Source organism: Brytella acorum, assembly GCF_029309905.1.
Classification (GTDB): Bacteria; Pseudomonadota; Alphaproteobacteria; order Acetobacterales; family Acetobacteraceae; genus Brytella; species Brytella acorum.
Genome location: NZ_JARBJP010000013.1, coordinates 1 through 26,564, shown reverse-complemented (window position 1 = coordinate 26,564; position 26,564 = coordinate 1). Strand labels below are relative to the sequence as shown.

Annotated in this window: 25 protein-coding genes and 2 pseudogenes; 7 read left to right on the top strand and 20 right to left on the bottom strand. The window is 54.2% G+C overall.

All coding sequences use genetic code 11. The features are described from left to right. Positions 1 to 503: 503 nt before the first annotated feature. From PWM43_RS13880 to PWM43_RS13835, 10 genes and pseudogenes are all read right to left on the bottom strand, one after another. Positions 504 to 1,433 carry a DUF5655 domain-containing protein gene (locus tag PWM43_RS13880; protein ID WP_289843118.1) on the bottom strand — a complete coding sequence of 310 codons (930 nt, stop codon included), beginning with the start codon at positions 1,431 to 1,433 and terminating at the stop codon, positions 504 to 506. 7 nt (positions 1,434 to 1,440) lie between these two features. Continuing rightward, on the bottom strand, positions 1,441 to 2,181 hold the full coding sequence (locus PWM43_RS13875) for a M48 family metallopeptidase (RefSeq protein ID WP_289843117.1): 741 nt from the start codon (positions 2,179 to 2,181) through the stop codon (positions 1,441 to 1,443). Then, positions 2,178 to 5,147 (bottom strand): type I restriction endonuclease subunit R, encoded by a 2,970-nt coding sequence (locus PWM43_RS13870; protein ID WP_289843116.1) that lies wholly within the window; start codon positions 5,145 to 5,147, stop codon positions 2,178 to 2,180. Before PWM43_RS13870 ends, PWM43_RS13875 begins: the two co-directional genes overlap by 4 nt. Continuing rightward, the gene (locus PWM43_RS13865; protein ID WP_289843115.1) at positions 5,144 to 6,451 is read right to left on the bottom strand and encodes a restriction endonuclease subunit S; all 1,308 of its coding nucleotides are present in this window, start codon (positions 6,449 to 6,451) and stop codon (positions 5,144 to 5,146) included. Before PWM43_RS13865 ends, PWM43_RS13870 begins: the two co-directional genes overlap by 4 nt. Then, entirely contained in the window at positions 6,441 to 7,967 is a 1,527-nt protein-coding gene (locus PWM43_RS13860) for a type I restriction-modification system subunit M (RefSeq protein ID WP_289843114.1), read from the bottom strand. The genes PWM43_RS13865 and PWM43_RS13860 overlap by 11 nt, the downstream gene beginning before the upstream one ends. Positions 7,968 to 7,974: 7 nt before the next feature. Beyond that, positions 7,975 to 8,607, bottom strand: a complete 633-nt coding sequence (locus PWM43_RS13855; RefSeq protein ID WP_048854121.1) for a restriction endonuclease subunit S — start codon at positions 8,605 to 8,607, stop codon at positions 7,975 to 7,977. Positions 8,608 to 9,628: 1,021 nt separating this feature from the next. Then, a pseudogene (locus PWM43_RS13850) lies at positions 9,629 to 10,286 on the bottom strand (transposase); the annotation flags it as partial. A gap of 113 nt (positions 10,287 to 10,399) precedes the next feature. Then, the gene (locus PWM43_RS13845) at positions 10,400 to 11,200 is read right to left on the bottom strand and encodes an SDR family oxidoreductase (protein ID WP_289843113.1); all 801 of its coding nucleotides are present in this window, start codon (positions 11,198 to 11,200) and stop codon (positions 10,400 to 10,402) included. A gap of 58 nt (positions 11,201 to 11,258) precedes the next feature. Continuing rightward, positions 11,259 to 12,248, bottom strand: a complete 990-nt coding sequence (locus PWM43_RS13840; RefSeq protein WP_289843112.1) for an aldo/keto reductase — start codon at positions 12,246 to 12,248, stop codon at positions 11,259 to 11,261. Between the two features lie 43 nt (positions 12,249 to 12,291). Beyond that, positions 12,292 to 13,398, bottom strand: coding sequence for an aldo/keto reductase (locus PWM43_RS13835; protein ID WP_289843111.1), 1,107 nt, complete (start codon positions 13,396 to 13,398; stop codon positions 12,292 to 12,294). Between the two features lie 244 nt (positions 13,399 to 13,642). Between PWM43_RS13835 and PWM43_RS13830 the strand changes: the two genes are divergently transcribed. Together PWM43_RS13830 and PWM43_RS13825 are read left to right on the top strand one after the other, a co-directional pair. Continuing rightward, entirely contained in the window at positions 13,643 to 14,692 is a 1,050-nt protein-coding gene (locus PWM43_RS13830; RefSeq protein WP_289843110.1) for an NAD(P)-dependent alcohol dehydrogenase, read from the top strand. A 114-nt stretch (positions 14,693 to 14,806) separates the two neighbouring features. Continuing rightward, a complete protein-coding gene (locus PWM43_RS13825) occupies positions 14,807 to 16,036 on the top strand; it encodes a multidrug effflux MFS transporter (protein ID WP_289843133.1) in 1,230 nt (409 codons plus the stop codon). A 173-nt stretch (positions 16,037 to 16,209) separates the two neighbouring features. On the opposite strand, the pseudogene PWM43_RS15370 reads toward PWM43_RS13825, so the two are convergent. Further along, a pseudogene (locus PWM43_RS15370) lies at positions 16,210 to 16,437 on the bottom strand (cupin domain-containing protein); the annotation flags it as partial. A gap of 12 nt (positions 16,438 to 16,449) precedes the next feature. Beyond that, positions 16,450 to 16,599 (bottom strand): cupin domain-containing protein, encoded by a 150-nt coding sequence (locus PWM43_RS15365; protein ID WP_317134993.1) that lies wholly within the window; start codon positions 16,597 to 16,599, stop codon positions 16,450 to 16,452. A gap of 129 nt (positions 16,600 to 16,728) precedes the next feature. Between PWM43_RS15365 and PWM43_RS13815 the strand changes: the two genes are divergently transcribed. Next, on the top strand, positions 16,729 to 17,622 hold the full coding sequence (locus PWM43_RS13815; protein ID WP_289843109.1) for a LysR family transcriptional regulator: 894 nt from the start codon (positions 16,729 to 16,731) through the stop codon (positions 17,620 to 17,622). A gap of 10 nt (positions 17,623 to 17,632) precedes the next feature. Here the strand turns inward: PWM43_RS13815 and PWM43_RS13810 are convergent, their stop codons facing one another. The 7 genes from PWM43_RS13810 to PWM43_RS13780 all read right to left on the bottom strand — a co-directional run bounded on the left by PWM43_RS13810 (position 17,633) and on the right by PWM43_RS13780 (position 21,664). Further along, positions 17,633 to 18,151 carry a dihydrofolate reductase family protein gene (locus tag PWM43_RS13810; RefSeq protein ID WP_289843108.1) on the bottom strand — a complete coding sequence of 173 codons (519 nt, stop codon included), beginning with the start codon at positions 18,149 to 18,151 and terminating at the stop codon, positions 17,633 to 17,635. A gap of 205 nt (positions 18,152 to 18,356) precedes the next feature. Beyond that, positions 18,357 to 18,524 carry an SDR family NAD(P)-dependent oxidoreductase gene (locus PWM43_RS13805; RefSeq protein ID WP_289843107.1) on the bottom strand — a complete coding sequence of 56 codons (168 nt, stop codon included), beginning with the start codon at positions 18,522 to 18,524 and terminating at the stop codon, positions 18,357 to 18,359. 4 nt (positions 18,525 to 18,528) lie between these two features. Next, positions 18,529 to 18,855 (bottom strand): carboxymuconolactone decarboxylase family protein, encoded by a 327-nt coding sequence (locus tag PWM43_RS13800; RefSeq protein ID WP_289843106.1) that lies wholly within the window; start codon positions 18,853 to 18,855, stop codon positions 18,529 to 18,531. A gap of 40 nt (positions 18,856 to 18,895) precedes the next feature. Continuing rightward, entirely contained in the window at positions 18,896 to 19,231 is a 336-nt protein-coding gene (locus PWM43_RS13795; RefSeq protein ID WP_289843105.1) for an SDR family oxidoreductase, read from the bottom strand. Positions 19,232 to 19,751: 520 nt separating this feature from the next. Next, positions 19,752 to 20,126 carry a hypothetical protein gene (locus tag PWM43_RS13790; RefSeq protein ID WP_289843104.1) on the bottom strand — a complete coding sequence of 125 codons (375 nt, stop codon included), beginning with the start codon at positions 20,124 to 20,126 and terminating at the stop codon, positions 19,752 to 19,754. Positions 20,127 to 20,184: 58 nt separating this feature from the next. Continuing rightward, the gene (locus PWM43_RS13785) at positions 20,185 to 20,880 is read right to left on the bottom strand and encodes an aspartate/glutamate racemase family protein (RefSeq protein WP_289843103.1); all 696 of its coding nucleotides are present in this window, start codon (positions 20,878 to 20,880) and stop codon (positions 20,185 to 20,187) included. A 52-nt stretch (positions 20,881 to 20,932) separates the two neighbouring features. Then, the gene (locus tag PWM43_RS13780) at positions 20,933 to 21,664 is read right to left on the bottom strand and encodes an aspartate/glutamate racemase family protein (protein ID WP_289843102.1); all 732 of its coding nucleotides are present in this window, start codon (positions 21,662 to 21,664) and stop codon (positions 20,933 to 20,935) included. A gap of 114 nt (positions 21,665 to 21,778) precedes the next feature. Here PWM43_RS13780 and PWM43_RS13775 point away from each other — a divergent pair, with 114 nt between their 5' ends. After that, positions 21,779 to 22,612, top strand: coding sequence for a helix-turn-helix transcriptional regulator (locus PWM43_RS13775; protein ID WP_289843101.1), 834 nt, complete (start codon positions 21,779 to 21,781; stop codon positions 22,610 to 22,612). A 348-nt stretch (positions 22,613 to 22,960) separates the two neighbouring features. Further along, positions 22,961 to 23,851 (top strand): LysR family transcriptional regulator, encoded by an 891-nt coding sequence (locus PWM43_RS13770; RefSeq protein ID WP_289843100.1) that lies wholly within the window; start codon positions 22,961 to 22,963, stop codon positions 23,849 to 23,851. A 204-nt stretch (positions 23,852 to 24,055) separates the two neighbouring features. On the opposite strand, the gene PWM43_RS13765 is transcribed toward PWM43_RS13770, so the two are convergent. Further along, positions 24,056 to 24,670 (bottom strand): arginase family protein, encoded by a 615-nt coding sequence (locus PWM43_RS13765; RefSeq protein ID WP_394356093.1) that lies wholly within the window; start codon positions 24,668 to 24,670, stop codon positions 24,056 to 24,058. Between the two features lie 544 nt (positions 24,671 to 25,214). On the opposite strand from PWM43_RS13765, the gene PWM43_RS13760 reads away from it, so the two are divergent. Together PWM43_RS13760 and PWM43_RS13755 are read left to right on the top strand one after the other, a co-directional pair. Beyond that, positions 25,215 to 26,006, top strand: coding sequence for an MFS transporter (locus PWM43_RS13760; RefSeq protein ID WP_289843098.1), 792 nt, complete (start codon positions 25,215 to 25,217; stop codon positions 26,004 to 26,006). A gap of 57 nt (positions 26,007 to 26,063) precedes the next feature. Beyond that, positions 26,064 to 26,384, top strand: a complete 321-nt coding sequence (locus tag PWM43_RS13755) for an MFS transporter (protein ID WP_317134994.1) — start codon at positions 26,064 to 26,066, stop codon at positions 26,382 to 26,384. Positions 26,385 to 26,564: the final 180 nt, after the last annotated feature.

Sequence of the window (26,564 nt, the reverse complement as noted above, 5' to 3'; positions counted from 1 at the left end):
GCTTTGTGAGTAGATGTATAATTCTTGGGTAGTTGCTTCGCCTTCTTAGTATTAGCTTTCATAGGCCGCAAATAGACACTTGTCCATATTTAAAGTGTTAAAACATTGAAATATCGTAATTATATTTTGATCTGAAGTGAATGTCGGTATCGGCCAAACCGTGCCTCCGCAACCAGACGACATATAGAAAACCCCACGAAACCAATAGGTTCGTGGGGTTTTTCTTTGCCTGCATGGCTGAACGAAAATAAAACCAAACAAATCAATCGCTTGGTTTCACAGGTTCAAATCGGGACCGCCGTACCCGCAACCATACACATTCTGGCCTCCGTATTTGGACGCCACGTATAGAGAGTTGTGTCGCTAATCTCGTGCTTGCCGTATAGCCCGCCGCCGTTGCGGCCGCTTGCTGCTCCTTCAGGAGCCCGATAATCTAATTCTGCGTAAATAGTGCTCTCTTTATTGTCCATAATAGACAGGCCTTACTTCAAATCGAGGGCTCTTCAGGCACCGTCATAACTCTGGTCCATTAGTGGCTTGGCTTTGTCCAGCGTAGCCACATCAGTGATGATGATTTCGAGATCGCCAGTGCCGAAGTGACCGATATTGCGCACGTCGCGGGTAAAACCCGGCTCAAGTTGTATGGTTGCAGGATCGACCTTGACGAAAACTTTAAGGTGCCTAATCTGCGGCTTGACCTCGACGCACGCAAAGTTCTTCAGGCGGCGGAAGGCGACATAGTTGTCCAGAGTCTTCAACTCGACATCATCGCCTAGCGCCAGCAGGTACGCCTTTGTTGCCTCGTAGAGATCTACAAGGTCTTGGTCCGCATCCGCGAGGTACCGCGTAACAGTTTTCTGGCGCGACCGAGGTCGCATTGCCGTAGGCTCGGCTTGGGCGTTAACGCTGACAGGGATTTCGCGCGCGGGCCGCTCCGATGCCGAGGTCAGCAGTTCGAACAGCAAGAGTTCGTCACTAAAGCGGCGATAGCGAACCAGCGCGATATTTCGGTTCATCTGGTTGACCGCATGAGCATCGTATTTTGTGAAATCACCGGCGATGCAGATCAGTCGGGGCGTCGTCCAATCGACGGCCTTCGCTTCTTCGGCGCCGAAGCGCTCTAGAACAAGCCATTCGAAATCACGGCGGTGATCCATCAGCCAGTCGAGGTAGAATAAGCCTTGGTTGATGACGTTCTCATTGCTGGCCCGTTTGTACTCGACGATCACAGGCGAACCATTTTCGTCGATGCCCAGCGAATCCATGCGTCCGCCGTTCGTCGTCGAAAACTCCGATGCAAGAAACCGCACACCGAGGAACGCTTCCATGTTGCGCTCAATAAGGGTCTGCAACGACTTCTCCAGCGCGACCGCGCTGCCACGAAGCTCTGTGACCGAAGCAGTGTCCGTGCGAAAGAGTTTTATATCACTCATACAAAAATCACCAAATGAACTGATGCCCCATTCTATCAAGTCTTCTTAGGCGATCCTCGTAATCCGGCATGATCGTTTCCAACGACCGCCAAAATCGCCGTGAATGATTGTGCTCAAGAACGTGACAAGCCTCGTGTGCAATAACGTAGTCGACCAGCGGCATGGGAGCCATCACCAAGCGCCAGTTGAGGCGAATGCGTCCCCGTGAATCGCAACTTCCCCAGCGTTTGGACTGGTCAACGACATTGACGGTCGGTGTTGGAATGCCAAGTATCTCTGCGATCATTCGCGCACGGGCAGGAAAATGCTGGATCGCATGTGCTCGGTACCAGTGCCTGAGCCCGCTGCGGACAGCGGCGCGCTGAATGGATTCATGGCCATTCGGTAGTACCGGAGCGACAAGGGTTGAACCCCTCGCAGCAATCCGGGTCGTGACGGCGGTTTCGTCGGGAATGAGCTTCAGGCGATATTGCCGACCGAGGTAGTGAAAGGTCTCGCCACTCACAAATTCCTTGACGGCCGCCTGCCCCCCAAGTTCGCGATACGCCGCCTGTTTGCGAAGCAGCCAAGCGCCTTTCTTGCGAACGATGCCGAGGACGCGGTCATCGTCCAGGTCCGACGGTGCGAGGACGCGCACCCCATCGAAGCCAACGGATATTGCCACGGTCTTCCGACGCGCCGTCCGCTCGATCAGGAACGTAAACGTTTCGTTACCGAAAACGATGGAATACTGAGCCGCGTCCGTCATCCCGCATACCTCGCGCGGGCGACATCCATGATCTTTGCCGTCGTGGCTTCAACCTTGTGCGCATCCAGTCCCAAGCTGCGCAATTGCTCCTTGATGGCTCGGCGCATCTGTCGCTGGACGTCCTCCTTTTGATGCCAGTCGACAACCTCGGCATATTCCTCAAGCGCCTTGGTGATACCGGCAGCGCTCCGGGAGCGTTCGGGTTCTGGTAGGTCTGCGTCAATGAAGGGCAGGATGGCGGCAGCCGTTCCAGTAAGGCCGTCGCCTCTGCCCGCTGAGCCCGAGCGAATATCTGCGGCTTGCCCGACCATTGCTTCAAGCTGGGTCAAGGCGCTGGCAGCGGACACGCGAGCTTCCCGCCTATCATTGACGATCCGCTCCAACTGCTCCCAAAGCGAGGCATAAGCCGTGGGGTTCTCGTCGCGGTGGACATGGATCTCCTGGCGGATGGCGTGCTCGATTTCCGCTGCCTTGGCATCGCTCGACCTGAGGCTTTCCAGATGCGGACGGAAGGCGGGGTCGAGAATATCGAACTTCACCAACAACTGTTCGACACCCGTCACCGAGAGGTGGCTGGTCATAATCTCGCCCACTTTCGCGCCGTAGTCCTTCGGATCAAATGGCTCCTCGTGATAGGCACGACGGGCGAGAACGCGGATGCGCGATAGCCACTTCAAGTCGGATGGATAGGGTTCTTCCAATGCCTTTGGGTCAGGCAAGACCATGTCCATGGCCTCGGCAAAGCGTAGGAAGTCGAGTTCGAATTTGGCGCGGATGTCGTCGGGGCGCAGCAGCTCGACGCACGTCGTATCGTCCTCGCGGCCAACACCCTCGAAGAGCCGAATGGCCGCTCGGTGCCGACTTTCAAGAAGCTGGACTTTCTCGGATAGTGGACGAAGCGCACTGGCTATGCCGTCTTCGTCCGAGAACATATCCAGGGCATCAGAAATGCGTCGATTGTCGCCCCAATAGTCAACGACCAGCCCATAGGTCTTACCGTCAGCGGCCCGGTTCACGCGGGCGATGGCCTGCAAAAGCGTATGCTCTCGTAGAGGGGCATCGAGATACAGAACCTGCTCTACCGGCGCGTCAAAACCGGTGAGCAGCATATCGCACACGACCAAAATTTTCAGTGGATCGTCACGCTTCTTGAACCGGCCAATCATGGTGTCGCGGTCGCGTTTGGACAGGTGATGGGCTTGCAACCGGGCGCTGTCGTTGTTGGATGCGGACATGATCAGCGCGCATTCTGGCGCACCGAGTTGCCGCAAAGATTCGACGTAGGTCACGGCGACGTCTCGGCTGACCGTCACTATTTGGGCTTTGAAACCATTCGGTTCGATAGTGCTTCGATAGTGTGCAAGGATATCTTTGGCGATGGCCTCAACACGAACTTGAGCTCCGGCAAGTTTCTCCTGAAGCCGCATGCCACGCTTCAGTTTCTCAATCTCTTCGTTCGACAGTTCAGGGAACATGGCCCGAATATCCCGTTCGAGATCGCGGCCGTCGATCCGTAGTTGTGCGTCGCGCATCTCGTAATAGATTGGGACGGTCGCTCCATCCTTCACAGCCTGGTCGATCAAGTAGCGGTGCAGATAGTCGCCGAAGACCTCACGGGTGTTGCGGTCCTTTTTGTCAATGGGCGTGCCGGTAAAGGCGATCATGCAGGCATTGGGCAGTCCTGCCCGCATCCGAGCGGCAAGCGCACCATATTGCGTCCGGTGCGCTTCATCAACCATGACGAAGACGTTCTGCGCTTTAGAAATGACCGAAGAGCGTTTCGGCACGGCGCTGTGAAACTTGTGGACGGTGGTCAGAACTGTGGTTCCAGCGCCGCCCGATAGAGCGTTGCGCAGCGCGTCTCCGCTTTCGGCCTGGATGGGGTTGGCAAATCCTGAACGCTGGAATTGTCCGGTGATCTGGTCATCAAGGTCGGTTCTATCCGTAACGATGACAATCGTCGGATTTTCGGCTTCGGGAAGGCGGCGCAGTTTGGTCGCAAGAAACACCATTGTCAGCGACTTACCGGAGCCTTGGGTGTGGTGGATAACCCCGCCACGGCGTTGTGGGTTAGGTGCGGTCCGGATGCGCTCAATCGCCTTTCCGATGGCAACGAACTGCTGATAGCGCGCCAGCTTCTTGATGCGCCGTCCGTCGATAGTCTCGAACATAACGAAGTTGCGGATGAGATCGAGCAGATTGGCCGGCGCGAGAAGTCCGGCGAGTAAGATGTCTTGCCCGGTTGGTGTCCGACCCAATTGCGCCGCGAGCGCATCGAGCGTGAGCGGATATGGGTCTTTCCACTCAGCCCATTGGCGAGCAGGCGTGAGCGTCGTGCCGTACTTCGCCACATCGCGCGCCAGTGCAATGGAAATTTGAGCCGTCTCGAACAGGCGAGTAGCGCCAAGCCCGGCGAATTCATCCCGGCTTTCATAGCGGCGGAATTGGCAGATCGCCTCACCCATCGGGTCGGCCAGTGATGGCGATTTGCATTCGATGGCAGCGAGCGGGAGACCGTTCACGTAAACGACGATATCGGGAATAATGTCCTGACGTGCGCCCCTGATGGCAACTTGCCGCGCGAACTCAAATGTGTTGGCGGATGGATCGTCGAAATCGAAGAACCGCACATTGCGGTCCTGTCGTCTGCCACCTTCAGTATGGGAGGCCGTCACGCCGTAGGTGAGAGCCGTATAGGCGCTCTCGTTCGCCTCCATCACATCGACGGCGGTAACCCGCGTGACAGTGGCTACAGCGCGGCTAACACCGTCATCACCAAGCCACGGATTAAGGCGCTTCAGGCATTCCGCGAGGCGAACCGTCAGAACCGGCTCGGTTGCTAGCCCGTCGCGCAACAGTCGCACATCGTTTGGAGACAATGGTCTATAATCGAACAGCACCCGCAGCAGGTCCGTCGCCGGCACCTCAACCCATTCGCGCTCAAGCTGTTCACTGGTCTCGTTCATGCAGCTTGTCCGGCTTTGTCACGATGATGCGCAATCATGCTGTCTGGAAGGCGGACCCGACCCGAGAGCAGTTCTTGCGCAAGCGCCTTGCGGTTCTCACTTAGGGCGGTCAACGTGCTTCGCTCTTCTTCAATCCTCAGGTCGAAGGCGACGCCGACCTCGCCAATTTTCTTCTGCTCCGCCAATGGTGGAAGAAGAATTTGCAATGCCTTGAAGGTTCCCATGTAGATGTCAGGCAGGACGCTCCCGGCGACAAGACGCTCCCACTCACGCGACATGTGCCGGAAAACCTGCTGAAGATAGTATGGATCAAGCTTGTTTCCGCAGATCCAATTCGCGAAATGCTGACTGGTGCACATCTCGCGCCCCATGACCGAAGCAAGACCGACGTTCGCAGTTCGTTGAAGCACTACAGTTCCTACCGGAAGCATGCGTGCCGATGAGTTGGCCAAGCCCAAAGCCCCGATGGCTTCGGCGCTTTCAGAGATGGTCACTTTGGTGAGTGCATCGGCATCCTGCAGTGATATCCACGGGATATTTCCGTCCCAATAGGTGGGTTCCTTGCGGTCGGGCGTGTGGCCACTTTCGAGTTTAGCAACCTTCGTCAGCGTCACGAGGTCCCAATCTGCCGGGATATGCGTGATACCCTCGGCTACTCGCCCAAGTACCCAGCGCGCTGGTAACCGCTTCATCGGAGCCTTCTCGCGTCGAACGCCACGCGTTAGCAGTTCCCGCATGGTGGCGTGCTTGGCGTCGACGAGCGCCACGATCAGCGCCTCAATCTTAGCGATGGCCTCCTCCACCGTACCTAAGACCTTGGCAATCGCGCGTTGTTCAGCGAGCGGAGGAAGGACAAGAGGGAAATGAAGAAAATCGTCTTCGCTCAATCGGTTTCGGCTGATCGAAGTTGTTCCCGTCGAGAAGGCGTCCGCACGCTCTGACGTTCGCGGATGCTGCAGGACGCGGAGTAGGAATTGGGGATCAACTCTATCCAGTCTCGCCGAAAATAGCGGGAATTCATTCGAGACATAACAATCCGCTAGATCGTCGCCAACTAATCCAAACGAGCCCTTCCAGGCGAACAGCCGATTGTAGATCACATCTCCCGGCTGAACCCGATAGATGTGATGCGCCGATAACCCTTGGCCAATCCGCTCTTCACGTAAGAAAGCACCATTTCCGTACCAACGTACCCCGAGAAGTTTATAAGAGCGTGAGGGATCAATTGGTTCGCGCCGCCCCTCCAAACGCATTGCATCGCCAAACCGCACGGCAGTCCAACCTTTTGGCACCTTAACCGACATAACCCATCTCCTTGAGAAGGGCATTCATGCGCGCGGCGGCTTCATCGCGTGCCTTCTCGGCGGTCCAGAGCTTGTCAAGCTCAGCTTTCACATCGATTGGCTTTTCGGGCTCAAGCGTGTCGATGTAGCGGGAGATGTTGAGGTTGAAATCATTCTCCTCAATTTCCTTCACGTCGACGATGCGGCAGAAGCGGTCCTCATCTTTCCATGCACGGAAGGCGTCACAGATGTCTCTGATATTGCCTTCACCCAAGATGTTCTTTTTGGGCCGCTCCTCAAACTTCTTCGCGCCGTGGATAAACAGAACTTTGCCTTTACGCTCGGGCGCTTTTGCCTTGTTGAGGATCAAAACAGTTGCGGGGATGCCGGTGCCTGCGAACAGGTTTTCCGGCAGGCCGATGATCGCCTCGAACAGATCGGCTTTTAGCATCGCTTCGCGAATGCGCCCGTCACCTGAGCCGCGGAACAGCACCCCGTGCGGCATCACCACGCCACAAACACCTTTAGCGTTGAGCGTCGCCACCATGTGCTGAACGAAGGCCAGATCGCCCATATTTTTAGGGGGGATGCCGTAGATGAATCGGTTATGTCCCTTCTTCTCGGTGTCGCCTGAGACGTCCTCTGCGCCCCAGCTATCCAGAGAGAAAGGCGGGTTGGCGATCACGCGATCATAAAGGAAGAGGTTGCCGTCCTTATCGAGCAGGCGCGGATTACGGATCGTATCACCCTTTTCAATTCGCGCATCGCGAAGCCCGTGCAGCAGCAGGTTCATCTTAGCGATGGCCCATGTGCCGAGGTTCTTTTCCTGTCCATGCAGCGTGATGTTGAGTGCTTCACCCAGCCTCTTACCTTCAAGCTTCGCCACATGCTCCGCGACCTGAACCAACATGCCGCCGGAGCCGCAGGTGGGATCGCTAATGCGCATGCCTGGCTTGGGGTCCAGTAACTCGACAATCAGCCGCACGACATGATGGGGGGTATAGAACTCGCCACCCTTCTTGCCTGCATCATCTGCAAACTTATCGATCAGGTATTCATAGGCGCGACCAAGCATGTCCGGCTCGGAAAGCGAGGCGTTCGACAGGTCAATGCGTGAGAAGTGATCGATCAGACGCGATAAAACGCCTTCGCGGTTCTTGGCGTCGCCAAGGCGTGATTCGGAATTGAAGTCGATATTGGCCAGTACGCCTTCAATCGAGGGATTGGCGTCCTCAATCGCGGCGCATGCCTTGTTGAGGTGGTCACCAATGCCCGTCGTCAGCTTTTTGATCGACGACCAGCGCGCGCGTTCAACTAGAAAGAACTCGTGCTCGTCCGGGTCGCTGTAGGCGACATCCTCCGGCAGACCCTGACGCATGGCCTCCTTAACTTCTTCTTCAAAGCGATCAGACAGTCGCTTCAGGAACAGAAAGCCAAAGATGTAGATCTTGTAATCGGAACTATCGATGGAGCCGCGCAGGATGTCGGCGGATTTCCAAAGATGATTTTCCAGTTCGGTGCGTGTAAGCTTGGCCATGTTTTCCTCAATTGTTCTGGTTGTCGCCAAATAGACGAGCGTCAATCAGACGCCGCGCGAGTGAGCGGCGGATTTCGGCAGCCTCCAGGGCGGTGCGGTAGGCGATTTGCGCGTTCTTAACGAGGGCGGCTATGCGCTCCTGTTCGTTCCGCGACGGCAGATTGATTTCGAGCTTGGCAAGGTCTTTCGGCGACAGGGACAGCAGCGTCGTCGCCCCTCTTCGTAGGACCTCGATCTTTGGGCGAAACACATCGCTGGACAGGATTGCAAACAGGGCACCGCCCGCCACATCAGGGCCGGGCCGCACGACAATGATGTTTGCGCTGGCGATAGCCCCTGCGGTCTCATCACCTACGAGGCCGAATTTTAGCAGCGTGCCGCGCCCCGTGACGAGAACGTCGTCGACCTGCACCGCATAGGTCGCGGCTTTGGCGGGGGACGAAAAACCTACTGTGTCTAGCGCTTCTCGTGCGGCTACAGCGCCATCTTGAAAGTCACGCACTCCGATAACCGGCAGTCTTTTACCCGAGCGGACTACCTTTTCCTCGCGCGACACACCAACGCCCGCAAAAACCTCCGCGACATCCAAAAGGCGTGCGCTGGAGCGACATAGGGAGACAGTTTTCTTTCGATCTTTCATATGAAAGTGATATCCGTAGCAAGCTACAACGTCAAGGGATATAAAATCGTAACATGCTACGGATCGTAATAATTAAATTTAACCTTGACTTCCCACCGATTTTTTTTCACATACGGGGTGTCAGGCCAGAGTCTGACTTTAGAAATATAGGAGAAGCATATGACACTGCGTGCGAGGCCGAGCGGCCTCACAATCACAGAGCGCGATGTGGCGCTTATTCGGGGAATGGTGGAGCGGGGCGATCGGCACCACGACATCGCAGCGTTCTTCGGCCTCAATCAGGGGCGGATCGCTGAGGTAAAGGATGGGAGGCGGTTTCCTGAAGTTCCGCCGGCCAGTCCTGATGAGCTTCCGCCTAGGGGGCCGTATCTGACTCCTAAGGCAAGCTGGATGGAAAACCGACTGGCCTCGTAAACCAGCCGATTTCCAAATACCTGGGCCGAAGCCCGCTAAGCATGCTTCAGAACCATTAACCTAGTTGGCCCCATTTCAAAAATCAATGATCCGACGCTTCGGGCGGGTCATATTTCCGGCCCGAGAGGGTCCGATACAATGTTTAAAATCCTTCGCACGAACGCAGGAGGGTGATTCTGGCTTTTCAAGGGGAGCCAGTTCCTCCTGTGTGGTGTACACACCGTAATCAGTGCAGACGGATCGAAGGCGTCAGTGAAGAAAGTAGCCTCATATATTGACCATGATACAGGATCGCATATGAGGCGGCTTGCTTATAACAAGGATCCTAGTTGGATGTGCCCATGTGCTCTGGCAGGGTTACTCTCTCATGCCGCGATGCGGGGTATCTCACGGTCTACCAATCGCAAGTATCGTTGGTTGTCTTCCCCCGCAACCACAAACTAAGCCCTTGATAGGGCACGATAAATCCGCCCTCACCAAGCGGGTTTTTTTGTGCCCAAATCACCCCCCCAGGAAACACATAGGAAACAAACGAAAAGGAATTCAGGCGCAATTTTGTCGGTTTTCACGTCTGCGTGACGAGTTCGCGAAGCCACTATGACACTGATCCGTTGCTCAACGCGCCCAGCATGCAGTCCAGGCTCGAGCGCTGGTTCTGCCCGTCGGGCAGCATCATCGGCGAGCGTGTGCCCAGCGTCCGTTACCGATCGCCCCGCTTGCGGACGGACAGACCCTCCTCGCAGTACAGCCAAAACAGCCTCTTGTGGTTCATAGCGATCCCTTCTCGGTCGAGCAGGTTATGCACCCGCCGGTAGCCAAATCGCCGTCGATCCTGAGTCAGTTCGCGCAGCTGCCCACGCGCTGCGGCATCATCCGGGCGGCGTGACGCATGGCGCCAGGTCTTCGGGGCCATGCCAATGAGCCGGCATAGCCCGTCGCTGCGAATACTCTTTCTCCCGGATCGCCCAGGTCACGGCTTCCCGCCGCAAACCGGGCGTCACGAGTTTTTTTGCCAGTAGTTCCTTCAGTGTCGAGACGGCCATCACGCTCTCCGCCAGAAGCCGCTTCAGCTTCGCGTTCTCTTTTTCCAGAGCCTTGAGCCGCCGCGCTTCCGACACCTCCATCCCGTCGTAGTTCGACCGCTAGGTGTAGACGGTCGCGTCACTGATCCCGTGCTTGGGGCACAGATCCGCAGCCGTAGCGCCCGTCTGATGCTCTTTCAGGACCCCGATAATCTGGTCCTGCGTAAATCGCGCTTTCTTCATCGTCTGTCTCTAGTGGACAGACCTTACTTCGATGCGAGGGCATTTCAGGGGGCAAGGTCACAGACAGTCCTGCACGCGTTGTGCTACCGAGCGTGCGGGTTCGCTGAATGCTGTTAAAAGGTAGTCTTACGAGGTGCGCGTTCTGCCTCAAGATCAGTTTTCACGCGATTAGGCTCATCTGCGTGAGGCATGTTGTCTTCATCCGCAATTCCATCGAGTGCGCCAGAACCGTCCTTTTTCAACGGTGCAAAAAGGGCGTCCCAATCATTCTGAGACTTGCCACGTTCGGCAATGAGTTCAAATGTTTTTCCCGCAGCGGATACTGATGTCAGCGCATGCACCAGAACCTCGGCAATCTGTCGGCGGGCGATCACGCCATCGTCTGGTGTTCCAGAATACTTTCGATCTCCCTGCAAGAGAACCAATCGGTGCTCGTCAGACTTGTTGTAATCAAACCAGCCGGGCCGAACGATTGTGTAGGGCAAGCTACTGGCCCGGACCAGCCGTTCCGAACGGCGCTTCCAGTCATGGGCTTCCGTTCGCTGGTTGTATGGCCCATTTCGCTCTGTCACACCAATGGATGTCATGAGCGAGATCCGTGCCTGACAGGGGCCTAGGGCGGCAAGGATGTTACGAACCCCTCCATAATCAACGGCCTCGTTTGCTTCCTTGCCGCCATTGGAGCCATGAGTGAAGATAACTGCATCAATTCCTTGTACAGCGGCAATCAGCGTCTTCGCCTGGGTAAGGTCGCCGCTTGCAAGCTCAGTTCCGGGCAGAAGCGTTCGCCCTCTGGAAGGGTCTCGCACAAGGGCGCGTACGCCATGCCCCTCTTCTCGCGCCACGTCTACAACATGCCGTCCTATGCTCCCGGTCGCACCAACGACAAGAATGTTCAGCCTGGTTCCAGTCATTTGCTCGCCCGTTATTATGTAAGACGGCGATACTCAAGACCGCCGTCGGCAATACCTGTCAACGACCGATCATGGCTTGAAGCTGGGCCGGGTAACGATCGCCTTCGATCTGGATTGCTGCGGCTGCTTTCTCGATCCGAGTCACGTCGTCCGCCGTCAGGGTAATATCGGCAGCACCGAGATTTTCCTTGAGACGGTCCAGCCTTGTGGTACCCGGGATCGGTACGATCCAGGGCTTTTTCGCCAACAGCCAGGCCAACGCGATCTGGGCTGGCGTCGCGTCTTTCTCGGTGCCGATCTGCTTCAGCAGATCGACAAGTGCCTGATTGTGGGCTATCGCTTCTGGCGTGAAGCGCGGGAGCATGGCACGGAAATCGCCTTGGCCGAGCTTCGTATCCTTGCTCATCGCGCCGGTGAGAAAGCCCTTGCCGAGCGGGCTATAGGGAACCAAGCCAATGCCGAGTTCTTCGCACAACTCTAGAATGCCGTTTGTCTCAACACCACGTGTCCACAGCGAATATTCATTTTGTAGGGCGGCAATCGGCTGAACCGTATGGGCGCGTCGAGCGGTTGCGGCACTTGGCTCAGACATACCGAAATGTTTGACTTTCCCTTCAGAAATCAGATCCCTGACTGCACCCGCCACATCTTCAATGGGCACTTCAGGGTCAACGCGATGCTGGTAGAACAGATCAATCTGCTCGATACCAAGACGCTTCAGGGAAGCCTCGGCAACGGTCTTGATATGTTCAGGGCGGCTGTTCAAACCTGCCATTTTGCCATCAACGATATTAAAACCGAATTTGGTCGCGATTACGACCCGCTCACGGACCGGATGTAAAGCTTCACCAACCATTTCCTCATTTGTAAAAGGGCCATAAACCTCAGCCGTATCAAAAAAGGTTACGCCAAGATCGACCGCTTGGCGAATTAGAGTGATACCATCGCCCTTGCTCAGTTTATGGCCATAACTGAAATCCAGTCCCATGCAGCCATAACCAAGAGCTGAAACTTCAAGGCCGGTCTTTCCGAGAATGCGCTTTTGCATGGTAAGAGTCCCTGTTGTTCGTCTTTATGTAGTTGTCGAGTATTTAGACAAAGTAGGTCGGTAGTCTCGGTGTATAGGGTGCTTCCAGTTCGGCGACCTCTTCATCGGTCAGCTTGATCTCAAGTGCCGCGACCGCATCTTCAAGATGTTTAGGCTTGGTCGCACCGATGATTGGTGAGGTGACGCGTGGGTTGTGGAACACCCAGGCCATCGCAACGGTTGCCATCGACACGCCATGGACGCCAGCGATCTTCTGGAGGGCATCGATGATGGCCTTGTCACTTTCAAGAAAAAGCGGGCGTCCGGCAAAATCCGTGACCGGATTATCCTTGGCCCGCGTTGTGCTTTTCTCGCCCCAGGGTCTGGTGAGCAGACCGGCTGCAAGCGGACTCCAGGGCATTGAGCCCACGCTCTGATCCGTAATGAGAGGGAACATCTCGCGTTCCTCCTCTCTCTGAACCAGGTTATACTGGTGCTGCATCGAGATGAAGCGCGTCCAGCCATTGAGGTTGGCAGCATATTGCATTTTCGAAAACTGCCATGCCCACATGGACGAAGCACCGATGTAGCGAACTTTCCCCGCCTTTACGATGTCATGAAGCGCTTCCATCGTCTCTTCGACCGGGGTGTTCGGGTCAAAACGATGAATCTGATAGAGATCAATGTAGTCCGTGCCGAGGCGCTTTAATGACGCGTCGATCTGCTCCATCACTGCCTTGCGCGACAGGCCGGCGCCACCAGGGCCATCGTTCATCGGGCCGAAGAGCTTGGTCGCCAGCACAATGTCGTCGCGCCGTGCCAGTCTGGCGAGCATCCTGCCGGTAATTTCTTCGGACGTTCCCTTGCCATAGACGTTTGCTGTGTCCCAGAAAGTGATTCCGAGATCCAGCGCGAGCCGGAAGATCGGTTCAGCGTCTGTCTCACTGAGTGACCATCCGCCGGAAAAACCACCGCTTCCGAAGCTCATGCACCCTAGAGTAAGGGGGCTGACTTTCAGGCCGGATTCACCAAGGCGTACATAATCCATCTTAATTCCCCTATCTCTGATGCTCAGGGCGACCGAGTAACGCTTTGCAAGTTCGAGCAACTTCAGGTCGATGGAAAATGATACATGTTCTGGCGGGATGCGATTAGTCGCCTGATTTTGCATGGCCTCATGTCAGGGGTTCATGAATGCCGGTGTTGTCTGGGAGCGCGGGCACTGCAATTCATGAATTATGGATATAACGGCAATCTGATTATACCGTCTTGTCCGGGCCGCCCATCGCCGATTACCAATGATGATGCGACCAGTACATGTGAGGCGGAAGCCTAAAGCCGGTTTTTCTGGCTTTCTGTCGCCCTGCCAGCACCATCCGGTCGGATAGTCATAGAAATAACGCGCGAGGATTCCGATGACCACTTCCGTCAAGGCCGTTGGCACACAGGCTGCGGATCAACCGCTCGCGGTCATGCAGATCGCACGTCGGGATCTGCTTCCGGATGATGTCAGGATAGAGATACTTTATTGTGGGATCTGTCATTCTGATCTTCATCAGATCAAGAATGATTTCGGGATGGCGCACTATCCTCTGGTGCCGGGACACGAGATTGTCGGACGCGTTACGGGCATCGGCAGCGCGGTCACACGCTTCAAGGTCGGTGACATGGCAGCAGTTGGCTGCATTGTGGATTCATGTGGTACGTGCTCTCCCTGCCGACACGATCTGGAACAGTTCTGTGAAGCGGGCGTGACATTCTCTTTCAACTCCCCCGACAAATACCTTGGCGGGATGACATATGGGGGCTTTTCGCAAAGCTATGTATGCAAGGAGTACTATACCTTGCGTATGCCCGATACACTGGCCCCTGCCGCTGCGGCCCCGCTGCTCTGTGCGGGGATTACGGTGTATTCCCCGCTGAAACACTGGAACGCGGGAGCCGGCAAGGTTGTTGGCATCATAGGGATCGGCGGCTTGGGGCATGTTGCCATCAGGATCGCCAGAGCAATGGGGGCGCATGTCGTGGTGTTCACGACATCACCAGAAAAAATGGAGGACGCCAGAAGGCTGGGGGCTCATGATGCAGTTCTCTCGACTGATCCCGAGCAAATGAAACGTTTTGCGTCCAAGGTCGATATGCTGCTCGACACGGTCTCCGCGAAGCACGATGTTAACATGTATCTCCAGTTGCTCGCGATTGATGGGAGCATGGTGCTTGTAGGCCTTCCTCCCGAACCGCTAGAAGTTGGTGCGTTCAATGTCGTCGTGGGACGCCGCAGTTTTTCTGGCTCCAACATCGGTGGTATCGCGGAGACGCAGGAAATGCTGGAATTCTGCGCAGAACATCAGATTACTGCCGATATTGAACTTATCCGCGCAGATGAGATCAATACAGCGCTTGAACGGCTGGAGCGCAATGATGTGCGCTATCGCTTCGTCGTTGATATGTCGACGCTGAACTGATCGACGAAAACGCCTTTATCTTCAGCCAAACCAGAACTGGAGCAAGGGATGCTTTGCCAGTTCGCCCCAGTCATTCATGAATAAACGGAACGTATCCTGACCTTGAGCAAGAGTGTGCCTGTAAAGGCCAGCATCACCGCACCAGAATGCAGGTCCAGTCGTGAGGCTCGCTGGTGGACTCTGGGGGTGTTGAGCCTTCTGATGGGCTTTGCATCGATCTCGACAGACATTTACCTGCCGACCATGCCTGCCATGGGGCAGGCACTGCTGGCCTCTCCCGGAGCAGTCGAGTGGACCGTGTCCGGCTATCTGGTCGGGTTCAGCCTTGGGCAGCTCTTCTGGGGGCCTGTGAGTGACCGTTACGGGCGGCGTGTGCCGGTTGCGACCGGGATCGTGATCTTCATCATCGGTTCTGTCCTGTGTGCTTGGGCCGGAAGTATCGGCAGTCTGATCGTATGGCGGGTTGTTCAGGCTCTGGGGGCCTCCGCAGGGGTGGTGCTGTCCCGTGCGATGGTGCGGGACCTGTATGAAGGCCATCACGCAGTCCGCATGTTGTCAACGCTGATTACCGTTATGGCCATTGCTCCGCTACTTGGACCAATCGTGGGGGCGCAGATCCTGTCGATCGGTGGCTGGCGGGCGGTCTTTGGCGTGCTGGCTTTTGTCGGCATTGCCACGCTTGTAGCGATTTTCACTCTGCCTGAGACACTGCCGCCTACCAGACGTCACCACGAACCACTCTCGCGCGCATTCCTGCGCTACGCCGAACTTCTGACGACCCCACGTCTTCTGGCTTATACGGGTGCGGGAGCATTTTTTTATAGCGGGATGTTCGCCTATGTCGCGGGAACGCCGTTCGCCTATATTTCTTTCTATCATGTGCCGCCGCGTTATTATGGTCTGCTGTTCGGTGCCGGTATTCTTGGAATTATGGCAACGAACATGCTCAATGCCAGACTGGCGCACAGGATCGGCAGTGATCGCATGCTCCGGTTCGGAACGTTTCAGGCTGCCGCAGCAGGCATACTGGTAGCCCTCGCGGCGTGGGGCGGCTACGGAGGATTATGGGGACTGATTGTTCCACTTTTCATCTTTGCCTCGGCGACCGGTTTTATTGTTGCCAATTCGATTTCTGGCGCTCTTAACGTTTCTCCCGCACGATCAGGGTCGGTTTCAGCATTTGTGGGTGCGGCGCAATATGGGAGCGGCATACTTGGCTCCGGCCTGATCGGGTTTTTTGCCGATGGTACTCCATGGCCTATGGGCTGGGTGGTCGCATTAACAGGAGTTGGCAGTTTTCTGTGCGCGCTTTCTCCTTCAAAAACACATTCGCAGATTGCATGATTGCCATTTGGCGCCGGACTTAGAGAAAATGCTGTCGCCGAAATCAGGCCCAATGGCTTCCATACGCTGTTTGCCAGTGGAATGTGCTGGGTTCTGTAATAGTCATGACTGCCCCACTCCCCAATAGAATTTTCCGATTGCAGTACAGGTCGAGGTCTTATGCCTTTAGGACTTCAGCGGCGATACTGTTCGTTGCTGACATACTCCATACAGTCCACAGATTTACCGTCTTTCGCTTCAGTGATGGCGATATGGGTCATAGCACATTCTGGCGATGCACCATGCCAATGCTTCTCCTCAGGTTCAAACCAGACGATATCACCGGGGTGCACATCTTCGATTGGTCCGCCCTCACGCTGAACCCAGCCGAAGCCTTCAGTGATGAGGAGAGTCTGGCCGAGCGGGTGTGTGTGCTAGGCCGTGCGTGCGCCCGGCTCAAAAGTGACGGTCGCGCAGGCAAGCGCACCACTACCAGAAAAGGGCGCATCGACCCGGACAGCGCCGGTAAACCATTCGGCCGATCCTTTAACGGAGGGTTTGAAACCAGGACGACGGATATCCATACATAGTCTCCTTCAAAGAGTGCCTAACGGGCAAAACACCACCCAATAGGTTCATCAGACATCAAAGCATGAGGTCATTTCCATGATTAGATGCTATGATCAGCTTGATCTTATGCTTGGAGTTCATAAATGCGTCGCGAGGAACTGGTCGATCTCAATGCGTTCATGGTGGTCGCGGAAGAACAGAGTTTTACACGGGCAGCTGCGAAACTTGGTACGTCCCAATCCACGTTGAGCCATACGATCCGTCGACTGGAAACTCGTCTGAATGTCAGGCTTCTTACACGCACGACCCGCCGGGTTGCCCCGACGGAAGCGGGCGAACGTCTGTTAACAACACTTGTGCCAGCGCTCGACACAATCAGTGGTGAAATTTCCTCCCTCAGCGAACTTTCTGAGAGACCATCAGGCACAGTCCGGATTACGACTTCCGAACATGCCGCCAAGACGCTGCTGTGGCCAGCACTTGCTAAAATTCTGCCCAATTATCCGGATTTGCATGTTGAACTGGCGATCGATGCCAGTCTAACCGATATTGTTGCCGAACGTTTTGATGCCGGGGTACGCCTTGAGGAAACAATTGCCCGCGACATGATTGCGGTTCCTATCGGACCTCCTTTGCGTATGGCCGTCGTCGGGACACCGTCCTATTTTGAGCGGCATCCTATCCCAAGAAAACCACAGGACTTATCCCAGCATACCTGTATCAATCTGCGTCTTCCGACCTCTGGCGGTGTTTATGCGTGGGAGCTGGAAAAGGGGAAACGGGCGCTGCGTGTGCGTGTGGATGGACAACTAACGTTCAATAATGTGCCAATGATCCGTCAGGCGGCGCTGGATGGTTTTGGTCTGGCCTGTGTTATGGAAGACCAGATAGCGGCATATCTGGAGGAGGGGCGTTTGATACGTGTTTTGGAAGACTGGTGCCCGGCTTTTCCCGGATATCATCTCTATTACCCAAGCCGCCGCCAATCGTCTGCGGCCTTCCGTTTGATTGTGGAAGCTCTACGCTACAGGAAATAAAAAACCTTATTCAAGAAATTGTTTTTTCTATTTTATATCTCAACCATAGAACACCGTTATCGCGTTTTTCAACATGTAGAAGGCTTAAGGCTTGCCCACGCGCTGGTTGATTGTCTGTTGCACAAACCCAGTCGAAGCTACTGGCAATTCCTGATACACCATCGATCCCTGGATAAATCATTAAACTGATTTCGTTAATGGTTCCTGCTTGCAGGAAGGCACCATTAATCAAGCCCCCACCTTCGAGCAGCAGTTTACGACGTCTAAATGTATTTCTTAGAACTGCACCGGCTTTTTGAATGTTACGTCCATCTGGCCCAGCAAAACAATAAGAGATACCATTGTCGCGTAATGTTTGCAGATAATCGTCAGCAACATTATCTGCAAGGACTGCAACAATGCCGTCTTCTTCAATATCAGAACGCTCATATTGCAACTTGCCGTGCGGGTCATAAAGATCGCGAGGCGTTCGGTCAGGTTTTGTGCCACATAAGGTTCTCGTGGAAACTGGTTGGTGGTGCCTTTCCACGGCTCGGTCGTCTTTACAAAATGTTCAGAGGCAGTTGCTCGTCCGATAATCCAGCCATCGGCATCGTATGTCTTTTCAACATCATAATACTGGTTGACGAGACTGTCTCGATTAACCCCATCAACGGGAATAGTCCAACGATCAGGCACAATGCGACCATCAATTGAGCTGATCATATGGCAGATAATGAAGGGCTGCATAATACTCAGTAGTCCTGTCTGGTCGGACGAAGATTATAGGGTTTAACGTCCTGACGCAGACCTTTGGAGATGACCCGAACAGCTGTTTTGGTCGCGGAGTAAACTGTGGCCTCACTAAGTCCACTGCGGGCACCCGTGACAACGACGATTGTCCCCTGAACATTTTGCGTCATGAATTCAGCCTTTCTGCTCGTCAAAAACGCCGCGCGCGATGGTCAGAGCGGCGGATGCCGTGGGCCACCCGGAATAGAAGGCGAGATGCGTAATAATCTCGATGATCTCCGCTTTGGTGACGCCGGTGGCGAGCGCCTTACGGATATGAAAACCCAGTTCGTTGGTGCGATAAAGCGAGATCAGACTGCTGACTGTCACAATACAGCGCTCACGTGGGGCAAGACCTGGCCGTTCCCAGACATCACCGAACAGAACATGATCTGTGTAGTCGGCAAGGCCGGGAGCGATATCACCAAAAGCCTTACGGGCGGGTGAAGGAGTATCGGGCATGTGTCGAACTTTCTACGTGTTGTTTATTGCAAGGGTTGATTTACTGAGCGGAGTAGCCGCCAGCGACAGAAAGCGCGTGCCCGAGCACAAGGCTGGCACGTGAACTGCAAAGCCCGAGCAGCGCGTCCGCAATTTCCTCGGGTTTGCCTAAACGTCCGATCGGCTGCGCTTTGATTAGCTCCGCTTTTGCCGCTTCATCTCCGGCGGTCAGCCCGTCCAGCATGGGCGTTTGAATGACACCCGGGCAGACCGCATTGATCTGGGTAGTGGCGGCAACATCGTGTTCAACAGCGACATCGCACCGCATGGCTAAGGCAGTCGCTCTTTCAGGAATAAGGGATCGGGCGGCTTCGGTTAGCCGCATCTGGATTGACATCTGCAAGCGCTACTGACGCGCCTGCACGGGCAAAGGTCTGTGCAGGTGCCAGCCCCATTCCCGCACCCGAACCGGTTACGAAGGCGATCTTGCCGGAAAATGTTTCTGTCACACCTTCGTCCTTGTTTCGAGTTGCCGGGTGTGAAATTTAAAAGCTGATTTACTTCAATGATTAGTCAATATATTTCGTATGAAGCTATCTCTCAAATTCATAAATGAAATGACGAATTTTTATATGGTTGTCGAGGTTCGTGCGTTAGGGTAACGAAATTTGTTTCTGTACCTGATTACCCGCAACCACACATGCTCTCATCGGTTGCCATCATGTATTGCACGAGCCCATAGCCCAATTCGACCTGTGCATTGCCTTCCTTCATATGCTGTCCCATTACTGAACGAAACCAATGAAAGTCTTTCCAATTCCATCGGCTGAATGCGTATTTTGTTCTTGGGGGAGGGAACTGAAAGTTGGCTTATTGCGGAAAATAGCGCTTCTTTAGACGTTCTAATTTCCATACCGTCAGCGGCATAACGTGCCAGCAATGCTATCAAGTTGCCGGTCATAAGATGCGCGTTCTGTCGCACCCAGAAGTGTTTGATTGCGCTTGAGGGTGTTCGCATTCGTACGAACAGTCTCAACCTTGCGCCACAGACGATCGGCCAGTCGTTGTGAAATGCGGCGCGCCTTGCGGGCGGTTCCAATGTCCGCCTGAAGGATGTTAGCGCGTTCCGCAATATGCGCCTGTTGCGGATCCGTGATCTCGGCTCCAACAGTGCCGACAAGTTCGTGTTGCGCCATCAGGTTGCAGGCGGGATAATCGGTTTTGATCGTTTGCGCGCCAGCGGGTGAGGCCAGAAGGTAAATCGCGAGGAACAGTACCCAGACGGATTTCATTCTCATATTCCCTGACCTGACTTGCCAGTACGTCAATCGTATAACGGATGCGAAATCGTCAATCTTTGAGTGTGTACTCTATCGCGGCCTCAGCGTGGAGCACTGTGGTGTCAAAGATCGGCACACTACTGTCCTCGGGCCTTACCAGCAGCATGATTTCGGTACAGCCCAGAATGATGGCTTCTGCACCCGCTTCGACTAAACGGGCAATGACTGCTTTGTAGGCTGCGCGGGATGACTCCTTGATCTGGCCTGCCACCAGCTCTTCATAAATAATGCGGTGAACGGTAGCGCGATCCTCGTCGTTTGGCACGATGAGGTCGAGACCATGGTTGTTGATCAGGCGACCTTTGTAGAAATCATGCTCCATCGTGAAAGCCGTGCCCAGCAGGCCAACTCTCGAAAAACCTGCGGCCTTGATCCGCTCTGCTGTTGGATCAGCAATGTGCAGGAGCGGAATGCTGACCGCCGCCTGTACAGCAGGGGCCATGCGATGCATGGTGTTGGTGCAGATCAGCAGAACCTTGGCTCCACAAGCTTCGAGCCGCTGCGCCGCATCGACCATTTTTGCGGTCAGGCCTTCCCAGTCCCCTTTATGCTGAAGCGCCTCGATCTCGGAAAAGTCGAAAGACCAGAGCAGGCAGGGTGCGGATGCCGTTGGCCCACGCTGATTGCGAACGCCTTCGTTGATGATGCGGTAATATTCTGCGGAGCTTTCCCAGCTCATGCCCCCGATAAGGCCGATCATGTGCATATTATTCTCTCCTGAATGTCGGTGTCGTTTCTTCACAGGTCACGGTGAGCAGTTATTTTTCCAGAGCAAAGTCTACGATGGCCTGAATATGCAGAGCGGTCGTATCAAAGACAGGGAAGTCTTGAAAATCTGGCTGGTTGATAAGCAGGAATATCTCGGTGCAACCCAGAATTACGCCTTCCGCGCCCTCGGCCCGCAGTGCTTCAACCACACGGAGATATTCGGCCTTGGATTCCGGCCTCAGATCACCACGAACCAATTCGTCAAAGATGATGCGATCGACAATCTCCTTGTCGGTCTCGTTCGGGACAATCACCTCTACACCAAATTTCTCGCGATAGCGTTTGCGTAGCGCTTCCGATTGCATGACCGGCATCGTGCCCAGCAAGGCTACGCGGCCTATCTCGGCCTTGCGTATGGCTTCGCCGGTCGGATCGGCGATATGGATGAACGGCGTCGTGCGTCCCACCATGGCAGGCTCGACAACGCGGTGCATGGTGTTGGAGACGCAGGCGATGACATCAACACCTGCCGCTTCAAGACGCAGGATCTTGTCCTCCAGATAGGCCGCGGCTTCTTCCCAGCGATCTTCACGCACGAAAGACTGGATGTTCCCAAAATTAACCGATGCGATGATGATCTCACCATTATCCCAGCCGCCGAGGTGCTGGTTCAGTTGCTCGTTAAGCATCCGATAATATTCGCCAGTCGCCTGATTGCTCATGCCGCCGAGAATGCCGATAGTCTTCTGGCGTAAAGGGCGCTGAGATGAAATCTCATTCATGTCTGATCGCTCATCTCCATAATAATCTGTATCCTGACTAATCGATGCATTCGGGACAGGATTGGAAAATCCTGCTCTGATGCGTCACAGGGCACAGATTGGGATGAAGGATCGATGGCGAACCCCCGAGACAGGTTGAAATTGTGGCGTGATTCCAGCCTGCAGGGTGGGATGGATGTGCTGCGGGCATCCTGCTTCGATTATCGCTATCCTGCGCACTCGCATGATGAATTCGTCATTGCCGCGTTCGTTCGCGGCGCTCAACGACACCGCATTGCGCGCTATCAAGGCGTCGCTGAGCCAGGTACCGTCATGATTATCCCACCGGGAGAAGTGCATACTGGCGAAGCCGTAGAATGCGATCTCGGGTGGGATTACTGCGCTTTCTATCCAACTGCCCAGTTCATCGACGTGCTAGCGGCAGATATCTTGCCGGGGGCGGGCAACCTCGATTTTGGACTTGACCTTCTTCGCCAGAACACGGACCTCGCCGATAGGTTCTTACAGACCTCGTTGCTCGCCTCACAGTCTCAGGATCCGCTCGAGCGGCAATGTGCTGTCTATGAAGCGCTGGGTCATGTCATCGCACGCTATGGCGAACGCACAGGACGATCGGTCAAAGCTGCATCGCGTTCTGCCGATATCCGAAAGGCACAGACATTTCTCGCAGATGAATTCCGTGAACCTCTGAGCATTGATGAGGTCGCTTCAGTCGTTGGGATCAGCCAATATCATCTCATGCGCAGTTTTCGTGCGGCGACAGGACTGTCCGTCCATCAATTCCTGACACAAATTCGGCTTAGTCACGCCAAGACCCTGCTCGCCCGAGGCGTCAGTGCCGCGCAAACGGCGACGAGCGTTGGCTTTTATGACCAGAGCCACTTAATCAATCAGTTTCGTCGACATTTCGGGGTTACGCCAAAGCAGTACGCAATAGCATCACGGTAGGCAGATCGAACGAACAACTAGCTCACTCTCGTCTGTTTCTGTGGGTATGGGTCAATCGTGAATGAGCGACGATATGCAAACTGACACCGAGCCGGATCACTAACTAGAGTCGTCTCGCCCAACGACATCATTGTGATTGATGTCTGTGCTTCGTCAGTAAAGGGGGGAGGACGGCACGTCTCCTGTCGCACAAAAGATATAGAAAAACGGACGTCTAAGAAGCCAGAGGGATCCCAGATGAAGAGCAAAAGCCAGTCATTCATGATCAGGATACACCGTGATCCCAAAGACATTTGATGTTAAGATTGTCAGTGATAACAAGGGATAAAACAGGGTTCTGGTCAGCAAGTGTCACGAGAAAATTTCAGCGAACTACTTTCTTTTTTGGCAGTTGCCCAAGAACGGAGCTTCACAAAGGCGGCGGCCCGCAGAGGTGTTACGCCATCCGCAATAAGTCACACCATGCGTCTTCTGGAGGAACGACTGGGTGTCACCCTTCTGACGAGAACAACACGGCGTGTCGTTCCCACGCCTGCGGGAGACTATCTCCTGCAAAATATTCAGCCGCTTTTCGACGAAATCGAGAACCGGATGGCCAGTCTTGATGAATTCCGTAAATGCCCCAGAGGCAATATCCGGATCACAGTGACAGATGAATCTCTGGGATTCTTTCTTCGACCCCGTATTGCAGATTTTCTAAAGAACTACCCCGAAATCTCCCTTGAGATCTCAACGGATCTGCGCCTTATTGATATCGTGGATGAACGCTTCGATGCGGGCGTGCGCCTTGGAGAACTGGTGACACAGGGCATGATTTCAGTGCCTGTATCGCCTGACATCCAATTTGCGGTTGTTGGGTCTCCGACCTATTTCAAAAGTCATGTCACCCCCAAAATTCCGGCTCGTCTGCAAGAGCACAACTGTATCGCTGTTCGCCTGCCAACCCACGGAAAGATTTATCCGTGGCGCTTCAGACAGAAGGGAAAAGACCTGAAGTTTCAGCCCGTCGGCCAATTTGTATGCAACAATGTGTTCGGCGCCCGGGATGCCTGCCTAGACGGCATCGGCCTCGCCTATATTCCTAAAATTGTTGCAGAAGAACATATCCAGAATGGCAAACTGATATCAGTTCTGGAGCCATTCTGTCCGACGCATTTGGGGTTTCATCTCTTCTACCCCCGACACCATCGATATTCGATGCCTCTGTCGCTGTTTGTCGAGGAAATGAAAGTAAAATGAGAAAGCCTGCTCTTAAGAATACAGGCTTTCTGGCGCGAAGGTTTAACTGCCGATAAGAGGAAGCTGTTTGAGCATTTCCTGCAGGTTTACCGCATCCCAAGGCATGTGCTCGGCAATTGTCATACCGACCACTTCTTTTTCGGTTGCCACTTCCTGAATCAGTTTCAGAACATCAGGGATGTTGAGCTTGCCTTCGGCAACATCTCAGAAATCATGCTTTCCACGACCCGGCTTTGCAAACAGTAGAGAACGGAAGTTGTGCGGATCCAGCACATCCAGATCCAGATGAATGGCAAGCACTTCGATCTGACTGTCTTTTAGCCATTCCATGACGGGCTGTGCGCCATCCCGCACCTGCTGGGGTGAACATGTCCGCAATCCATGATCTGCGATGAACTGAGCTTCGAACGCAAGTGGGTCGTGGATGCCTGCAATCATCACATTCTTTGCAGGAACCGGCTTCGTCACTGCCCTGGTCAGGTCGGGGTCTCCATGGCCTAACAGAGCCCCCAGAACGTGCGCATGTGCGTTCGTATACTGCTTTGGGGTCTGAACGTCTGGATGAGTATCAATCCAGAGCACACCCAGCCTGTCGCCATAGCGTTCTGAAAGCCACGAAAAAGGCACGAGCGAGACAAGACAGTCCCCACCCAGAACCGCCAGTGACTTCGGTTGACGGCGTTCAATGATTTTCCGGGCTTCCTGAATCTGTTTCAGCAGAACACTGCGTCCACGCATTCCGTCTTCGACTGGCAAAGGGACGTCAGTCGGAGCGCCAACCGGAACCTCCTCAACAGGGCCAGCAGAAGGAGGAGCCAGCTAGGCCAGAAGTTTTGATCCCAGATAATAGGGAGGATTATCGCCGCCCTGCCACTGAGGGAAAATAAGTCTCAAAGTTTGGGCATTCTGATCTGCCATGGAAGACCTCCTGTCAGGTAAGTGCATGCGGTATGCCTCGGCACCGATCAGACAACTCACCATCGCACCAGATGTGAGGGCGATTATCTTTCTTCTTTCGTAAAAAATCCGAGATTTTCCGAGCCACTTCATACACTAGAGTATTTCATGAGAATGATAGAATTAATAGATATTCATTACTGAAATTTGCTCACAAATATTTTGACGAAAAACTCTATAGCCATGCAGACCCTTCGATTTTAAGATAGAAAAATATCTGAAAGATGCCAACGCTGTATCCACGTCGTGTAGATTGTTCATATCTGAATTAATATGGGAATTGGTGCATAAATAAATATAATTACTTCACACTCAGTAAATACTTAATTATTTTGTTTTGTATTATTAGTGCGTTATCTCGGAATATATTTTTTCAACCTGAAGTTTCAGCAAAAATGTTCCCATCATGCAGCATTTGACTTCTCGGGAGCTTTCTTCCGGTCACCAGAGATTGGCCGTTCTGTCTCTGGCGTTGGGATCATTTGCGTCAGTCACCACCGAATTTCTTCCTGTAGGTATCCTGCTTCATATTTCGAGAACATTTTCTGTAAGTCCGGGAACGGCGGGGCTTACCATGACAGTTCCTGGAATGATGGCAGCACTTTCTGCTCCCGGAGTCATGCTGTTTTCCGGACGCACAGATCGTCGCAGGATTATTTTATGGCTCTCCCTTATTCTGCTCGCAGGTTGCCTTACTGCCACCATGGCACCGACATTTGCAGTGATGCTGCTCAGCCGGGCACTGGTCGGTATCAGTCTTGGTGCATTCTGGGCCATGGGCCTCTCTGTTGCCGTAGAACTCGTTGCCAAGCAAAAAGCGCATAAGGCAGCAGCAGCTGTTTTTGCAGGGGTCACGGCAGCCATGATCCTTGGGGTTCCAATGGGATCTCTTGTAGCCGAGTACTCATCCTGGCGCGGTGCATTCGTGGCCGCCGCAATCATCGCTATTGCCGCTTTAGTCATGCAGTGGAGAATGCTTCCAACTGTTCCAGCGGAAAGCCATGTCCGGCTCACTGACTTCAAAGCATTCGTCAGACTACCCGAAGCACGGAAAAGTATCGTTATGATTGCTGCCGTTTTTTGCGGCGCATTTTGCAGCTTATACTTACCTGACCCCTCTCATCCCCGAAGCAGGTATTCCTTCGGCGGCTGTGACGCTCCTGTTATTGGTTTATGGTGCTATCGGGTTTGCATCTAACCTTGTGGCCAGCCGCTTTTTGAAAAATAATCTTAAAGCAACGCTTTTGCTTCGAAAATATCGCTGGCAATACTCTTTCTGCTCCTGCCGGTGCTGCTGATCTTTCCAAAGTTTGAAACGGTGCTCATTCTTCTCTGGGCCGTCGCTTGGGGAGCTCTGCCACTGTGCCTGAATACGTGGCACCGCAGTATCGAGACCGAACATTCGGAAGCTGCCACCGCCATGTTCACTTTTACCGCGCAGGTTGCCATTGCGATCGGTTCAAGTCTTGGAGGCGCGATAGTCGATCACTTCGGGCTAAGAGCCAATTTCTGGATGAGCGCTTTGATTGTTATTCTGAGCGCTTTCTATCTGGCCACTCACAGAAAGGCAGAGTAATTTTGTGAGTGTCATGCGCTGAGAGAATACGTCTGCAAGAGAGGACGGTTCAAAAATTACGAAAACGATCAACAGCAATCCGCCTGTCACGACTCTGTTGCGCAAATGGCTGCGGCGGGATTCACGGAGTGAGGGCAGTCTGGTAGCGGGTTGGCATGAGCAAGCCGCGCCCTGTGACCT

Coding starts and splice junctions, on each gene's coding strand:
- PWM43_RS13815 (WP_289843109.1), top strand. CDS start 16,729: ATGCGTCGCGAGGAACTGGTCGATCTCAATGCGTTCATGGTGGTCGCG.
- PWM43_RS13800 (WP_289843106.1), bottom strand. CDS start 18,855: ATGCCCGATACTCCTTCACCCGCCCGTAAGGCTTTTGGTGATATCGCT.
- PWM43_RS13860 (WP_289843114.1), bottom strand. CDS start 7,967: ATGGCCAAGCTTACACGCACCGAACTGGAAAATCATCTTTGGAAATCC.
- PWM43_RS13830 (WP_289843110.1), top strand. CDS start 13,643: ATGACCACTTCCGTCAAGGCCGTTGGCACACAGGCTGCGGATCAACCG.
- PWM43_RS13845 (WP_289843113.1), bottom strand. CDS start 11,200: ATGACTGGAACCAGGCTGAACATTCTTGTCGTTGGTGCGACCGGGAGC.
- PWM43_RS15365 (WP_317134993.1), bottom strand. CDS start 16,599: ATGGATATCCGTCGTCCTGGTTTCAAACCCTCCGTTAAAGGATCGGCC.
- PWM43_RS13805 (WP_289843107.1), bottom strand. CDS start 18,524: ATGACGCAAAATGTTCAGGGGACAATCGTCGTTGTCACGGGTGCCCGC.
- PWM43_RS13835 (WP_289843111.1), bottom strand. CDS start 13,398: ATGCAAAATCAGGCGACTAATCGCATCCCGCCAGAACATGTATCATTT.
- PWM43_RS13780 (WP_289843102.1), bottom strand. CDS start 21,664: ATGAATGAGATTTCATCTCAGCGCCCTTTACGCCAGAAGACTATCGGC.
- PWM43_RS13875 (WP_289843117.1), bottom strand. CDS start 2,181: ATGACGGACGCGGCTCAGTATTCCATCGTTTTCGGTAACGAAACGTTT.
- PWM43_RS13855 (WP_048854121.1), bottom strand. CDS start 8,607: ATGAAAGATCGAAAGAAAACTGTCTCCCTATGTCGCTCCAGCGCACGC.
- PWM43_RS13880 (WP_289843118.1), bottom strand. CDS start 1,433: ATGAGTGATATAAAACTCTTTCGCACGGACACTGCTTCGGTCACAGAG.
- PWM43_RS13785 (WP_289843103.1), bottom strand. CDS start 20,880: ATGCACATGATCGGCCTTATCGGGGGCATGAGCTGGGAAAGCTCCGCA.
- PWM43_RS13790 (WP_289843104.1), bottom strand. CDS start 20,126: ATGAAATCCGTCTGGGTACTGTTCCTCGCGATTTACCTTCTGGCCTCA.
- PWM43_RS13865 (WP_289843115.1), bottom strand. CDS start 6,451: ATGTCGGTTAAGGTGCCAAAAGGTTGGACTGCCGTGCGGTTTGGCGAT.
- PWM43_RS13840 (WP_289843112.1), bottom strand. CDS start 12,248: ATGCAAAAGCGCATTCTCGGAAAGACCGGCCTTGAAGTTTCAGCTCTT.
- PWM43_RS13870 (WP_289843116.1), bottom strand. CDS start 5,147: ATGAACGAGACCAGTGAACAGCTTGAGCGCGAATGGGTTGAGGTGCCG.
- PWM43_RS13775 (WP_289843101.1), top strand. CDS start 21,779: ATGGCGAACCCCCGAGACAGGTTGAAATTGTGGCGTGATTCCAGCCTG.
- PWM43_RS13795 (WP_289843105.1), bottom strand. CDS start 19,231: ATGTCAATCCAGATGCGGCTAACCGAAGCCGCCCGATCCCTTATTCCT.
- PWM43_RS13760 (WP_289843098.1), top strand. CDS start 25,215: ATGCAGCATTTGACTTCTCGGGAGCTTTCTTCCGGTCACCAGAGATTG.